Below are 13669 nucleotides of genomic sequence, written 5' to 3'. Positions count from 1 at the left end.
TTGCTCAACATGTTTCCGAGCGCCTCGGGACCGGCCGATACCCTGGGTCGGACACCTGCCGAGGAGAGCCGCCATGACCACCACGCCGACCGACGACGCGGCGAGCTCCTCCCCCGTTCCGGACCCGGCGGGCGCCCCGGACACCGCCGCCGAGCTGGCCGACGCGATGACCCGGGCGATCAAGCGGATCCGCCGCCGCACCAGCGAGCGGCTGGAGCCCTACGGCATCACCCCCGGTCAGGGCCGCGCTCTGCGGGCCCTGGCACACGCTCCCGGCTGCGAGCTCCCCGACCGCGCGATGCGGCTGAGCGACCTGGCCGACCGGCTGCACATCGCCCCGCGCTCGGCCACCACGGTGGTCGACGCCCTGGAGGAGGCCGGTCTGGTCGAGCGGAACCCGGACCCGGCCGACCGCCGGGCCGTGCGGATCCTGCTCACCGCGGCCGGACGGTCGGCGGTGGAGCGGATCGGTCAGGTCCGGCACGAGGTCGCCCAGGAGTACTTCGGCCCGGTCAGCCCCGCCGAGCAGGACGCGCTGCTGCGGGCGCTGCGGACCGCCGAGTCCGCGTACGCGGCGCTCGCCGCGCCCAGCGCCGGGCCGCGCCGGACGGTGCCCCCGGGCGCAGCGCGGTGATCCCGATCCCGGCGACCACCAGCACCGCCGCGACGACGGCCGCCGGGCCGACCGACTCGCCGAGCAGCAGCCAGGCCGAGGACATCCCGAACACCGGCACCAGCAGCGAGTAGGGCGCGACGGCGGTGGCGTCGTAGCTGCGCAGCAGGTAGCTCCAGGCGACGAAGCCGAACAGGGTGGAGACCAGCCCGACGTAGCCGATCGCGCCGAGTCCGGCGAGGCCGATCCCGCGCAGCGCCCGCAGGTCCGCCTCCGGGCCCTCGACCAGCAGCGAGAGGCCGAGCAGCGGCAGCGGCGGCACGGCGCTGACCCAGACCATCCAGCGCAGCGCGTCCGGCGGGGCGGCCTTGCGGGTCAGCACGTTGGACAGGCCCCAGGCGGCCGCCGCGAGCACGACCAGGGCGAAGGCGCCGAGCGGCCCGCCGAGGCCGCGGTCGACGGCGCTCAGGCCGATTCCGGCGAAGGCGACGGCCAGGCCGAACAGCCGCTGCCCGCCGGGCCGCTCGCCCAGCAGGACGCCGGCGAACAGGGCGGTGAAGACCGCCTGCCCCTGGAGCACCAGGGAGGAGAGACCGGCCGGCATCCCGGCGTGCATGCCGAGGAAGAGCAGGCCGAACTTGACCACCCCGAGCACCAGACCGACCGCGAGCACCCACCGCCAGGCGACCTTCGGCGGGCCGACGAGGAAGACCGCCGGGACGGCGACCACCGCGAAGCGCAGGGCGCAGAAGAGCAGCGGGGGGAAGTTCTCCAGGCCGACGTGGATGAGGACGAAGTTGAGACCCCAGACGGCGGCGACCAGGACCGCCAGGGCGATGTGACGCGGCCTCATGCCGCCGTTGCCGCCGCCCGGGGCGGTCTGGGGGGATGCGCTCATGGCACGAGGATGGCCGCGGGGGACCGTGTAGCACCAGCGATGAATATTGAAGGCCATGCTTTAGCATGGCTTCATGATGGATCTGGGGCGCCTGCGGGCGCTGCACGCGGTGGCGGTGCACGGCTCGGTCGGCGGGGCTGCCGCGGCCCTCGGCTTCACGCCGTCCGCCGTCTCCCAGCAGATCGCCAAGCTGGAGCGGGAGACCAGGACGGTGCTGCTGGAGCGCCAGGGCCGCGGGGTGGTGCTGACCGACGCGGCGCGCGAACTGGCGGACACCGCGCAGGCGGTGCTGGGCCTGGTGGAGCGGGCCGAGGTGCGGCTGGAGGAGCAGCGCGGCCAGGCGGTCGGACGGCTGCTGGTGGCCGCCTTCGCGACCGGCGCGCGCGGGCTGATGCCGGGCGTGCTGGCCGACCTGCGCGAGCGCTGCCCCGACCTGGACGTGCGGCTGCTGGAGAGCGACCCGTACCCGGCGGCCGACCTGGTGGCGCGCGGGGAGGTCGACCTGGCGCTCGTCCAGGACTGGCCGACGGTGCCGCTGCCGGTCCAGGACGGCCTGTCCCGGACGGACCTCGGCGAGGACCCGGTGGACCTGCTGCTGCCGGCCGGCCATCCGCTGGCCGGGCTCCCGGTGGTGCCCGAGGAACGGCTGCGCGGACAGCGGTGGACCAGCGTGCCGCCGGGCAACATCTGTCACGACTGGCTGGTGCGGACGCTGCGCGAGGCCGGCGAGGAACCGGACGTGCGCTACCAGGTCGGCGAGTTCGAGACGCAGATCGCGCTGATCGCGGCGGGACTGGGCGTGGGGCTGGTGCCGCGGCTGGGGCGGGGAACGCTGCCGCCGGGGGTGGTCGCCAGGCCGGTCGTGCCGGAGCCGGCCCGGCGGGTGTTCGCGCTCTGGCGCTCGCAGGCCTCGCGCCGCCCGGCGATCACCGAAGCGCTGGCCGCGATGCGGGCCCGGTGGGACGCCCGGAGCGGCTGACCTGCCCGGAGCGTCGGGCCGGACCGGTCCGGCCCGACGCGGTGTCAGCCGGCGAAGCCGATCACCAGCCACATGAAGCCCACCCCGGCGAGGGTGCAGAGCAGGGTGGTGCGCGAGGGGTGCGGGCTGTGCGCCTCGGGCAGGATGTCGGAGGTCGCCAGGTAGAGCAGGAACCCGGCGAAGAACCCCAGGTAGAGGCCGAGCACGTGCTCGGAGATGGTGAACAGCAGGGTGATCGCGGCGCCGGTGACCGGCGCGAGCGCGTCCGCCGCGAGCAGGGTCAGCGCCCGCCGTTTGTTGTTCCCGTAGAGCCTGGTGATCGTGTAGGTGTTGAAGCCGTCGGCGAAGTCGTGCGCGACCACGGCGATCGCCACCACCGTCCCGACCGTCGTCCCGGCCTGGAAGGCCGCGCCGATCGCGAAGCCGTCCATCACGCTGTGGCCGACCAGGGCGAAGGCGGCGGTCAGGCCGACGCCCTGGTGCCCGTCGACGCCGGACCGGCTCCGGCCGTGCGCGTGCCCGTGGGCGTGGGCATCGCCCTGCGCGGGCCGCTGGCCGTGGGTGTGCGCGGCGTACTCCGCCTCGTGGCCGCGGTGGATGGCCACCGCCCGCTCGACGATGTGGATGGCCAGGAACCCGGCCGCGAACATCAGCAGTGCCTGGGGCACCCCGTGGACCTCCTCGGGCGCCTGGTGCAGCGCCTCCGGGAGGAGGTCGAAGGCGACCACCCCGAGCATCAGCCCGGCGGCGAAACCGAGCACCAGGTGGCGGCGGTCCCCGGTGCGCTGGGCGACCCAGCCGCCGATCAGCGTCATCAGGAAGGCCCCGGCGGCGACCAGGACCGCGGTCACCGCTGCCCCGCCGTGACGGACCGTCTGTTCACTCGTCTCCCCCCTGTTCCGCCGTCCCCGGGCCGGTCGTCGACCGGTGCGGGACGGCCGTGTCCCCCAGCGTCGTGCAGCCCGTCCCCCGACGCCCGCCGGACGGTCCGTCGGGGTGAGCCGGCCGGACGCCGGCGCGTCGTCGTACGGCGCCGGGCGCCCGGTTCAGCGCCCGGCGGCGAGCGGCAGCCCGAGGTGGGTGCGCGCCAGCTCGCGCACCCCGTCCCCGTCGACCAGGTGGATGTGCCGGTGCCCGTCCTCGCCGGTGAGGTCGAGCGCCCCGTCGGTGAAGTGGCCGGTGGTGAGCCGCAGGCCGCGCTCGGCGGACTCCTCGCGGACCGCCTCCGCCAGTGTGCGGATCTCCTCCTCCCCCACCGGATCGGCGCCCCGCGAGGCCCAGACCACCCAGCGGCCGGGCAGCGCGCTGCCGTTCGGCCCCTCACCGGTGGCCACCAGGCCGGCCGGGCCGCGCAGCCGCACGCTCCACTGGCCGAGCCCGCCCCGGGTGAGCAGTTCGCGGACCAGCTGGGCGAACTCGTTCGCCGACAGGTCCGGCGCGGCCGGGACGGCGGGCGCCGCCTGCGCGGCCGGTTCGACGCCCGCCCGCCCGTACGGGTCGGGGCTGACGGCGGCGCCGAGCCGGCGCAGCCGGACCAGGGCCTCGTCCTGCTCGGCGTCCGCGTAGACGCCCTCGCCGTCGGGCTCCTCGTCGGGGTCGGCGGGCGGCAGCAGCCTGGTGCGGGCCAGTGCGTCGCGGTCCGCGTCCACGCTCACCAGGCAGAGCGGATCGGTCCCGCCGGGCTCGCGCAGCCAGCCGTTGAGCACCACCCCGGCGAGGATCTCGTCGGTGTCGACGGCGTCGGCGGCCTGCAGGGCGCGCAGCGCGAGCCGGGCGACCAGCCGCAGGTAGTCGGCGGCCCGGTCGGCCGGCGGGCGCGGCACCGGGAGGATGTCGCCGTCCGGGCCGAGCCGGTAGCCGGTCAGCGAGGGCACCACGTCGAGGGGCGGCAGGTCGAGGTCGAGCACGGCGGTGCGGGTCAGCGGCCGGTAGACGGCCCGGCAGGGCGCCGGGAGGTCCTGGGTACGGGTCTCGGCGGCGGCGAGCGCGCGCTCCAGCAGCGACTCGACGGCGGCCGGCTCGGCCTGCCGGTAGGCCCGGCGGCACTCCTCCAGGGACTCGTTGTACTCGCGCACCGCGCGGGCCTTGGCCTGCTCGGCCTCGTCGTGGGCGCGCCGGGACTCGTCGGCGACCGGGTCCGCGGCCTCGGCCTGCCGGGTGCGCCATTCGCGCAGGGCGCGCTGGTGCGCGAGCCGGGCCGTGGCGAGCTCGCGCTGGTAGCCCGAGTCCAGCAGCCGGCGGGACGGGGCCTCGTCGGGGTCGGCGGCGGGCGGCTCGGCGGGCGCGTAGTCCTCCCAGCGCGGCTCCGGGTCCTCGCCGCCCGCCGCCGCGGCCGGCCCGTCGGCCGGGTAGGGACGCGGCTCGTAGCGGCGCAGCTGGCTCTCGAAGTCCATGGCCGAGACGGGCAGCGCGGCCCGTCGGAGCAGGTCGGCCAGCCGCTCCTGCTCGGCCTGGACGGTGAGCGTGCGGTGGTGGGTGAGCGTGGCGGCCCGGGCGTGGGCGGCGACGGCCTCGTCGCCGTCCGGGCCCGGCGGACCGTCGGGTGACGGACCGTCCGGGCCGCCGTCCGCGGTGCCGGGACGCGGGCCGGACGGTCCGGACGGTGCGGCCGGTCCGTCGTCCTCCGGCTCGACCCCGAGGTCACGGAAGACCGAGGCCAGGAAGCCCGGCTGGAGGGCCGTGACAGCACCGTCGGACTGGCCGTCTGCTGAGTACTGCATCGGTGGTCGTTCCCCCATGCTCGTCCGGCGCCTGCCCGGGGCGGTCGGCGACCCGTCGGCCGCCCCGAGGCCCGCCCCCTTCCGGACATTGTCCACCGAACGGGCGCACCGGTCAGCCAAGCCTCTCAGTTGGTCCGGGTGTTGGTCAGGTGCAGCCCGATGTAGCCGACATAGATCCGGCCACTGCCCGAACAGTCGTCGAGGTAGTGCAGCCGGGGCGCGGTGCGGCCGCCGCCGATCCGCAGGTGCGCGCCCATGAACGCGCGCCGGGACGCGTCCACGCATTCCGGCACCGGGAGCATCCGTTCGCGTTTCCACTTGGCGTGGCTGTGCACCGTCCGGGACTCGCCGCGCACCGCCTTGCGGGGCGGGAAGCGGTGGCAGCCGGCCGGGGTCCGCTCGCACCACTGCTTGAAGTCCCCGCCGGCCTGGCCGCGCACGGCCGCCTCGGCGTACTCCTGGAGCGCGGTGAGGCCGTCCCAGGTGAGCCGGGCCCAGCCGCCGCCGGCGCAGCGCAGGTCGTCGAGGGCGAGCGCGGCCTTCTGGTCGCCGGTGAAGGTGAGCAGCGGGAACTCGCCGAGCCGGGCCATGAGTTCGGTGAAGGTCAGCGGGACGCCGGCGCGCCCGCCGGGCGGTCCGGCCCGCCACCTCCCCGGCCGGTGGGCGGGAACGGCGGGTGCGGCGGGGGTGCCCGCACCGGCCGGCGCGACGCAGAGCCGGCCGACGGAGACACGCCCCTGGCCGGGACCGGCCGCCCGTCCGGTGGCGGCTCCGGCGGACGGCGCCTTGGGCTTCGGCCGTTCCCGGTGGTGTTCCCGGCGGCCCTCGTGCCGGGACGGGCGGGCACCCCGCTCGTGCTCCTCCCGCCCGTGGGAGGGTGCCGGGGCCGCGGGCGCGGGCTCGGGGACCGGGCCGGGCCTGGGCACCCGCAGCGCCGGGACGCCCGCCAGCACCGCCGGCAGCGGCCGTTCGGCGGCGAGCCGGCGCGGCTCGCGGGACAGCAGGGCGGCCGCGCGCCGCAGGTCCTCCTCGATCCGGTTCCGTGCCAGCACCGGGTGGCGCCGGCCGTCCCGGCGGGAGGCCGGGTCGACCTCGGGCAGGTAGGTGCGGACCGCGCCTCCGTAGACGGCGTGGTACTCCAGCGCGACGTTGAACCTGGTCCGGGCGTCGGCGTCGAGGACGTACAGGCCGGCGAGGCCGGGCAGCTGGTCGCAGAGCGGGCCGACCACGTCGGCGAGCCACTGCCCGGTGCCGAGGCCGGCCGGGACGCTGGCCACCACGGTGGGCATCCGGCGGTCCGGGTCGCAGAGTTCGTCGACGAGCCGGTCGACCCCGGCGGCGGTGAGCACCCGGGGTGCGGCCGGCACGGCGGCCGGGCCGTCGGCGGCGTCCAGCAGGGGCAGCAGCGCGCGGACCACCTCGGGCAGCGGTACCCGCCCGGGCGTGCGCACACCGCTGCCGGTGGTGCGGGTGGCGGCCTCCAGCCGGAGCCAGGTGGGGCCCACGGGCCCGGTCGCCACGGTCAGGGTGAGCCGGTCGGTGCCGTGCGGAGCGGGGGTGCGCACCTGGCGGCGGTCGTAGCGGCCGCCGGGCGGCGGGCCGTCGAGCGGGCCGCCGTCGCGGTCCAGCAGGACGCGCTCGCCGAGCCGCAGCCGTTCGGCCCGGGGTACGGCCTCGCCGGTGGGCGGGGCGGGTTCGAGGGGTGGGGGTTCCTCGCGCCATTCCCGTTTCAGCCAGGCGGCGAGGCACTGGTCGGCCAGGGCGAGGGCGTCGGCGTGCGGGAGGGCGGTGGTGACGGTCATCCGGTAGGGCGTCGGGCCTCCGGGTCCGGGCGGACCGGCAGGGGCGGGCACCGACGACGACGAGCGGTCCGAGGTCATGCGCATACCTCCGGGTTCGGTGGTGGGGTCCCGTGTCCTCCATCGATGGGTCATTGGTCCGGTTCGCCGGACCTGTGCCCAGGAAACGCCATGGCCCGGAGCGGAAGTTCCAACTCCGGGCCACGTCACTACATTCGGGTGAATCTGCTCAAGCCGCCCAGCGCGGACGACGAGGATCTGCTGGGGCCGGCGAGCGGTCCCCCGACCGCTCCTGCGGGCGCGTCAGGGTCGCGTCGGCCGGTGCGGCGTCCGGCGCCGGCACGGCTCCGGCCGGGCCCGGGCACCGCTCAGACCGGCACCTCGACGTACGTGCGGCCCGCCGCCACCGCGACCGCCGTCCCGCCGGTCGCCTCGGCCAGCCAGGTGTGGAACGCCGCGACCTCCGGCTCCGGCACCCCGACCTCGATCCGCACCCCGGCCGCCTCGTAGGCCAGGTCGCTCACGGTGAACCCGGCTGCCCGCAGGTCGTTCTCCACCCGCCCGGCCCGGGTGTGGTCCGCCGTCACCGCGAGCAGCGCGACCGGCCGCCGCTCCAGCAGCCCGACCTCGTCCAGCGCCTCCGACACCGAGCTCCCGTAGGCGCGCACCAGACCGCCCGCGCCGAGCTTGATGCCGCCGAAGTACCGGGTCACCACCGCCACCGTGTCGGTGACGCCGCGCCGCCGCAGCACCTCCAGCATCGGCACCCCGGCGGTCCCGCCGGGCTCACCGTCGTCGCTGGAGCGCTCGCGGCGCTGCTCGTCGCCGACCACGAAGGCCGTGCAGTTGTGCCGGGCGTCCCAGTACCGCTTGCGGATGCCCGCGATGAACGCCTGGGCCTCCTCCTCGTCGGCGACCCGGGCGAGGTGGCAGATGAACCGGGACTTCTTGATCTCCAGCTCGTGCGTGCCCGCGCTCCGGATGGTCAGGTAGGGCCTGGGGGTCGGCTCCGGTGTGGCGGACATGGCGCGGCGGTTCTCCCGGAGGGCGACGAGGGGCGGGCGGTGCGGCCCGCACCGGGCGACAGCTCGACCGGGGACCGCTCCGCCAGCCTAACCCCCGGCCGGTGCCCGACCGGTTGCCCACCGGCGGCGGCCGTTCAAGGGCGGCCGTTCAGCGGCGGCCGGCGAGCGCCTGCAGCCGGGCGCGGTCCAGACCGGTGGCCCCGGTGACCTCGGCGAGGTCGACAGCCCCGCAGTCCAGCCCGCGCACCAGGTACCCGCCGAGCGCCCGGGCGGTCGCCGGCTCGTCCATGACGTCCCCCGTGGCGTCCCCGCCCGCCTCGGCCACGTACGCGGACAGCCGGGCGGCGGCCGCGGCGAGACCCTCCCGGTAGAAGGAGTACACCGCGGCGTACCGGGTCGGCAGGTGCGCCGGGTGCACGTCCCATCCCTGGTAGTAGGCCCGGGCGAGCGAGCGGCGGACCAGGTCGTGGTGGAGCCTCCAGGCGGCGTGCACCTGGGCGGTGGTCCCGGCCGGGACCACGTTGGTGGAGCCGTCGGAGAGTCGGACCCCGGTCCCGGCGGCGGCCACCTGCATCACCGCCTTGGCGTGGTCGGCGGCCGGGTGGTCCATGCGCTGGTGGGCGGCGGCGACCCCGCACGCGGCGCTGTAGTCGAAGGTGCCGTAGTGCAGGCCGGTGGCCCGTCCGCCGGCCGCCCCGATCATCCGGGCGACAGTGGCCCGGCCGTCCGGGCCGAGGATCGCCTGGGTGGTCTCGATCTGGATCTCGAAGCCGAGCCGCCCGGCCGGCAGCCCGGCGGTGCGCTCGAAGTCCTCCAGCAGCCGGACCAGCGCGGTGACCTGCTCGGCGTAGGTCACCTTGGGCAGGGTGAGCACCAGCCCGTCGGGCGCTCCGCCGTGGGCCAGCAGGGTGGAGAGGAAGAGTTCCAGGGTGCGGATGCCCCGGTCCCGGACCGCCGCCTCCAGACACTTGATCCGGATGCCGAGGTACGGCGGGGCGCTGCCGTCGGCGACCGCGGCGGCGAGCAGCTCGGCGGCCCGGACGGCGGCCGCGTCCTCCTCCGCGTCGGGCCGCGGGCCGTAGCCGTCCTCGAAGTCGATCCGCAGGTCTTCGACCGGCTCGCGTTCCAGCTTGGCCCGCACCCGGCGGTGGACCTCGGCCAGCAGCGCGTCGTCCGGCACGCCGAGCGCGCGGGCCAGCTCGGCCGGGGTCCCGGCGTGGGTGTCGAAGGCCTCCAGGGCCTGCCGGCCCCAGGTCCGCACGGTGTCGGCGGCGAAGGCGTCGGCCGGCACGTAGACGGTGTGGACCGGCTGGCGGCCGCCCGGGTCGCCCGGGTAGCGGCGGGCCAGCTCGGCGTCGACGGGTGCCAGCAGCGCGTCCACGGCGGCCCGGGCGGCGGTGGAGAACCCTGCCGCGCCCGTCGGCCCGGTCCGGCCCGTCCCGCCCTGCGTCATCCGCCACCCCTCAGGCAGACATGCGCGCGGGCCCGCGCCCGGCCGGCGCTGCAACGGTTTGTTGATGCGAAGGTAGACGGGCCCCGACCCGGCGTCAATGACCGGGTGTGCGACCGGACGGGGGTCAGTCCCGCCCGGAGGCGGCGTAGCGGTCGCGCAGCTCGGGGATGAGCCGGTCGACCTCCTTCGGGTGCACCGACCCGTCCGGACGGCTGCCGCGCGCGCCGAGCTCGCGGGTCAGCCAGTCGGCGAGCCGCTCCGCGTTGGGCTGCTGCCCTTCATGGCTGTCGAGGTAGCTGACCAGTCCCTGGTAGGCCAGCTCCGGGTCCAGCCGGTGCGACCCCGCCCGCAGCGGGCGCTCGGCGACCACCGCCTCCTGCGGGAACTCCGGCAGCGCGTCGAAGTCCGGCTCCTGCGGGAAATCCCCCTCCGGGTACTCGGCGTACGGCGGCGCCTCCTCCCCGAGTTCGACACCGTGCGCGACGACCGCCGGGTGCGCCTCCTGCGGTTCGTCCGCACCCGTCGGGCGCGGCGGCTTGAACCACGGCGAGGCCTGACCCGGCACGCGGCCGCCCGGCGCGGCCTCGTTGGAGTGGCCGGTCGCCCGCACGGCGCGCTCGGTCCAGACGTTCAGTTCGTCCCTCGGCTGCGGGGGGACCACCTCCCCGCCCTCGGGCTCCTGCGCCGCGCGCAGCCGAACCTGGGCGAGCTTGGCGAGCATCGGCGCCGCGACCTCCGCGGGCAGCGGCTCCGGACCGGCCGGCACCGCCTCGGGCTGGGGCTGGAGCTGGGGCTGGGGTTGAGGCTGAGCGTGGGGCTGGGGCTGGGCCTGGAGCTGTTCCTCCTGCCGACCCGGCTCCTTCGGCCCGGCCGGCACCAGAGCCGCCGCCGCGCGGCTCTCCGCCAGGGCCCGGGCCTCCTGGGCGGCCAGCGCCTCCGCGCGGGCCGCGGCCTCGGCCTCCCGGGCCTCCTTCGCCTCGCGGACCGCCTGCGACTCCTCGTCCATCCGGTCGAACACCGCCGGATCGAGGGGCACACCGTACTTGGCCAGCTTCAGCGGCAGCAGCGCCTGGATCGGCGCCGACCGGCGCCAGCCCCGCCCGTACCGGAACCGCAGCTGCGCCCGGTAGACCAGCCGGTTCTGCTCCAGCCGCACGACCTCGTCGTACGAGCGCAGTTCCCACAGCTTCATCCGCCGCCAGAGCCGGAAGGTCGGCACCGGGGACAGCAGCCAGCGCATCACCCGGACCGACTCCATGTGCCGGTCGGCCGTGATCGCCGCGATCCGGCCGACCGCGTGCCGCGAGGCCTCGACCACGACGACGAACAGCAGCGGGATGACCGCGTGCATGCCCATGCCGAGCGGGTCGCCCCAGGAGGCCGCGGCGTTGAAGGCGATCGTCGCGACCGTCAGCAGCCAGGCGGTCTGCCGCAGCAGCGGGAAGGGTATGCGCAGCCAGGTCAGCACCAGGTCCAGCGCGAGCAGCACCACGATGCCGGCGTCCACGCCGATCGGGAAGGCGTAGGAGAAGGCGCCGAACCCCTTCTCCTCGGCCAGTTCCTTGACCGCGTTGTACGAACCGGCGAAGCCGATCCCCGAGATGACACAGGCCCCGGCGGCGACCAGGCCGAGAAGACCCCGGTGGGCCTTGGTGAGCGATGGGCGTGCCATAACGTCTATCAACCCCTGGATGTCGGCTGCGGCCGTACGCTGCTCCGGCTGCCGGTTCCCGCGTGTCGGGGCGCCGGACGGCTGAAGCACCTCCGGGCTCGGCCCACCGGAGTTTACTCGTACACCCGTCTCAGCGTTCTCGCAGCCCGGACCGTCACAGCGCCCCGAACAGGTGGCCGGTCAGGCCGCCCGTCCCGCCGTCCCGTTGAGGTACGCGAGCACGGCCATCACCCGGCGATTGGCGTCCTCAGCCGGGGCCAGCTCCAGCTTGGTGAAGATGTTGGCGATGTGCTTGGCGACCGCGCCGTCGCTCACCGTCAGCCGGGCGGCGATCGCCGAGTTCGAACAGCCCTCCGCCATCAGCTCCAGCACCTCACGCTCGCGCGGCGACAGGCGCTGCAACGGGCCGGGACGACGGGAGGTGGTCTGCATCAGCTTGGCGATGACGTCCGGGTCCATCGCGGTTCCGCCGGCCGCCACCCGGCGGACCGCGTCGATGAACTGGTCGGCGGCGAACACCCGGTCCTTCAGCAGGTAGCCGATCCCGCCCGTGCCGTCGGCCAGCAACTCCCGCGCGTAGAGCTGCTGGACGTGCTGCGACAGCACCAGCACCGGCAGGCCGGGGATCTCCCGGCGCGCCTTGAGGGCCGCCTGCAGACCCTCGTCGGTGAGGGTCGGCGGCAGCCGCACGTCGACCACCGCGACGTCCGGACGGTGCGTCAGCAGCGCGTCCAACAGCTCCGGCCCGGTCTCGACCGCGGCGGCGATCGTGAAGCCGTGCGCTTCCAGCAGCCGGATCAGACCTTCTCGAAGGAGGTAGAGGTCCTCTGCGAGGACAACTCGCACGGCAGCTCCAAGGTGATGGTGGTCGGACCGCCCGACGTACTGTCGATGGCGAGGACACCGTCGAAGGTACCCAATCGGCGTTCTATCCCGCGCAGCCCGGTCCCCCGGGTGGGATCCGCCACGCCGACACCGTCGTCCGTCACCGTGACCCGCAGCCGGCCCGCCCGGTACAGGATGTCCACCCAGACCTGCTCGGCCCCCGAGTGCTTGGCCGCGTTCGCCAGCAGCTCGCAGATGCTGAAGTACGCCGTGGCCTCCACCGGCGCCGGCGGGCGGTCCGGCAGGCTCACGCACACCTCGGTCGGCAGCGCGCAGTCCAGCGCCAGCGCCCGCACCGCGTCCCCCAGCCCGCGCTCCGCCAGCACCGGCGGGTGAATGCCGCGGACCAGGTCGCGCAGCTCCTGGAGCGCGCGGGCCGAGGACTGCCGGGCCTCCGACAGCAACTCGCGCGCCGCCGCCGGATCCGTCTCCATCAGGTGCTCGATGGTGCCCAGCGTCATCCCGATCGCGACCAGCCGCGCCTGCGCACCGTCGTGCAGGTCCCGCTCGATCCGCCGCAGCTCCGCCGCCTGGCTGCCGACCGCGTCGGCACGGGTCTCGGTCAGCTCCGCCACCCGCCGGGTCAGCTGGGCGTGCGTGGCCCGGCCGTCCTGGTCGAGCACCCGCCGTGCCACCTCCGCGTACAGGCGGACCGCGTACGGCGCCAGCAGCACGCCGGCGGCGATCAGCGCGAGCCCCAGCAACCCGGCGAACAGCGCCGTCGTCTCAGGGTTCGGACCGTAGGACCGGTAACTCTCCACCGCCATGACCAGGTACACCACCCCGGCGGCCAGCAGCCCCGTCACCAGCGCCCCGAGCGCGGTCACCAGCAGCGGCCTGACCACCAGCCAGAGCATCTCCGACCGGGTCGCCCGGTCCCTCAACGACCAGTGCAGCAGTTGCGCGAACCGGGCCACGTTCTGGGACCGGTGGTACGAGTACCCCGTCCACCAGTGGCCGCGCGCGTCCGCCTCCAGCGCCGGCCGCGGACTGTAGGAGACGGGCAGACGGACCCCGTACCAGTTGCCCAGCTGTGCCCGCGTCCGACGCGCGCACGGGCGCACGAACATCCCGGCCAGCGCCAGCCCCGCCACCACGGCGGCGACGAGAGCGAACAACGCCGCCGGGTAGTAGGAGTCCAGCATCCACGCGACGGTGGCACCCGCGAACACCGCGCCGAAGGCCGGCACCGCCACGAGCGGGACCGTGCCCAGCACCAGCAGCGACAACCGGGCCAGCCCGAGACCGCCCGCCGCGAGTGCCGCCTCGGTCCGGGCGCGCACGGCGCCACCGCCGCTGATTCGACTCTCCGTTGCCACGAGCGCTCCTGTTGCTGATCCCACTGGTAGGCCGATGCCGCACACCGGCTCCGATCGTCCTGACCAAGTTTTCCCCGCACACCCGGCGAGCGCACTGGCCGTCCCACCCGACTTCAAGGTGGTGTTAGGTCCACCCCTGGCCCGGTGCCTCCTCAGGGCGCGGAAATGCGAAAAGCCCCTGCCGGTTCCCCGGCAGGGGCTTCTCAGAAGAATTGTTCGGCGGCGTCCTACTCTCCCACAGGGTCCCCCCTGCAGTACCATCGGCGCTATGAGGCTTAGCTTCCGGGTTCGGAATGTAACCGGGCG

General features: G+C 75.6%; 10 protein-coding genes, 1 rRNA gene and 1 pseudogene. 2 read left to right on the top strand and 10 right to left on the bottom strand.

The genetic code is table 11. The features are described from left to right. Nucleotides 1-73: 73 nt before the first annotated feature. A pseudogene (locus tag ABT238_RS35575) lies at nucleotides 74-412 on the top strand (MarR family winged helix-turn-helix transcriptional regulator); the annotation flags it as partial. 100 nt (nucleotides 413-512) lie between these two features. On the opposite strand, the gene ABT238_RS35570 reads toward ABT238_RS35575, so the two are convergent. Continuing rightward, the gene (locus tag ABT238_RS35570) at nucleotides 513-1466 is read right to left on the bottom strand and encodes an EamA family transporter (RefSeq protein ID WP_350571634.1); all 954 of its coding nucleotides are present in this window, start codon (nucleotides 1464-1466) and stop codon (nucleotides 513-515) included. Between the two features lie 118 nt (nucleotides 1467-1584). On the opposite strand from ABT238_RS35570, the gene ABT238_RS35565 reads away from it, so the two are divergent. After that, on the top strand, nucleotides 1585-2490 hold the full coding sequence (locus tag ABT238_RS35565; protein WP_350805011.1) for a LysR family transcriptional regulator: 906 nt from the start codon (nucleotides 1585-1587) through the stop codon (nucleotides 2488-2490). 44 nt (nucleotides 2491-2534) lie between these two features. On the opposite strand, the gene ABT238_RS35560 is transcribed toward ABT238_RS35565, so the two are convergent. The 9 genes from ABT238_RS35560 to rrf form a co-directional block, all read right to left on the bottom strand. Next, nucleotides 2535-3305, bottom strand: coding sequence for a ZIP family metal transporter (locus tag ABT238_RS35560; protein WP_502884392.1), 771 nt, complete (start codon nucleotides 3303-3305; stop codon nucleotides 2535-2537). Between the two features lie 231 nt (nucleotides 3306-3536). Continuing rightward, nucleotides 3537-5210 carry a restriction endonuclease gene (locus ABT238_RS35555; protein WP_350571620.1) on the bottom strand — a complete coding sequence of 558 codons (1674 nt, stop codon included), beginning with the start codon at nucleotides 5208-5210 and terminating at the stop codon, nucleotides 3537-3539. A gap of 125 nt (nucleotides 5211-5335) precedes the next feature. Continuing rightward, on the bottom strand, nucleotides 5336-7012 hold the full coding sequence (locus tag ABT238_RS35550) for a hypothetical protein (protein WP_350571621.1): 1677 nt from the start codon (nucleotides 7010-7012) through the stop codon (nucleotides 5336-5338). Nucleotides 7013-7377: 365 nt separating this feature from the next. Then, nucleotides 7378-8034: a YigZ family protein gene (locus ABT238_RS35545; RefSeq protein ID WP_350571622.1), complete on the bottom strand. Its 657-nt coding sequence runs from the start codon at nucleotides 8032-8034 to the stop codon at nucleotides 7378-7380. Between the two features lie 148 nt (nucleotides 8035-8182). Continuing rightward, nucleotides 8183-9487: a DUF6986 family protein gene (locus ABT238_RS35540; protein WP_350571624.1), complete on the bottom strand. Its 1305-nt coding sequence runs from the start codon at nucleotides 9485-9487 to the stop codon at nucleotides 8183-8185. A 124-nt stretch (nucleotides 9488-9611) separates the two neighbouring features. Beyond that, complete coding sequence (locus ABT238_RS35535) at nucleotides 9612-11159, bottom strand: DUF2637 domain-containing protein (RefSeq protein WP_350804991.1); 1548 nt, start codon at nucleotides 11157-11159, stop codon at nucleotides 9612-9614. A gap of 180 nt (nucleotides 11160-11339) precedes the next feature. After that, on the bottom strand, nucleotides 11340-12005 hold the full coding sequence (locus ABT238_RS35530) for a response regulator transcription factor (RefSeq protein WP_350571626.1): 666 nt from the start codon (nucleotides 12003-12005) through the stop codon (nucleotides 11340-11342). Continuing rightward, the gene (locus ABT238_RS35525; RefSeq protein ID WP_350804980.1) at nucleotides 11957-13363 is read right to left on the bottom strand and encodes a sensor histidine kinase; all 1407 of its coding nucleotides are present in this window, start codon (nucleotides 13361-13363) and stop codon (nucleotides 11957-11959) included. Before ABT238_RS35525 ends, ABT238_RS35530 begins: the two co-directional genes overlap by 49 nt. A gap of 214 nt (nucleotides 13364-13577) precedes the next feature. Then, nucleotides 13578-13669, bottom strand: a 5S ribosomal RNA gene (rrf, locus tag ABT238_RS35520); the annotation flags it as partial.

The sequence above is a fragment of the Kitasatospora sp. NPDC001527 genome (assembly GCF_040298605.1).
Lineage (GTDB): Bacteria > Actinomycetota > Actinomycetes > Streptomycetales > Streptomycetaceae > Kitasatospora.
The sequence above is the reverse complement of the archived record's forward strand: the minus strand, read 5'-3'. Positions and strand labels throughout refer to the sequence as shown.

Coding starts and splice junctions, on each gene's coding strand:
- ABT238_RS35570 (WP_350571634.1), bottom strand. CDS start 1,466: ATGAGGCCGCGTCACATCGCCCTGGCGGTCCTGGTCGCCGCCGTCTGG.
- ABT238_RS35565 (WP_350805011.1), top strand. CDS start 1,585: ATGATGGATCTGGGGCGCCTGCGGGCGCTGCACGCGGTGGCGGTGCAC.
- ABT238_RS35560 (WP_502884392.1), bottom strand. CDS start 3,305: ATGACGCTGATCGGCGGCTGGGTCGCCCAGCGCACCGGGGACCGCCGC.
- ABT238_RS35555 (WP_350571620.1), bottom strand. CDS start 5,210: ATGCAGTACTCAGCAGACGGCCAGTCCGACGGTGCTGTCACGGCCCTC.
- ABT238_RS35550 (WP_350571621.1), bottom strand. CDS start 7,012: ATGACCGTCACCACCGCCCTCCCGCACGCCGACGCCCTCGCCCTGGCC.
- ABT238_RS35545 (WP_350571622.1), bottom strand. CDS start 8,034: ATGTCCGCCACACCGGAGCCGACCCCCAGGCCCTACCTGACCATCCGG.
- ABT238_RS35540 (WP_350571624.1), bottom strand. CDS start 9,487: ATGACGCAGGGCGGGACGGGCCGGACCGGGCCGACGGGCGCGGCAGGG.
- ABT238_RS35535 (WP_350804991.1), bottom strand. CDS start 11,159: ATGGCACGCCCATCGCTCACCAAGGCCCACCGGGGTCTTCTCGGCCTG.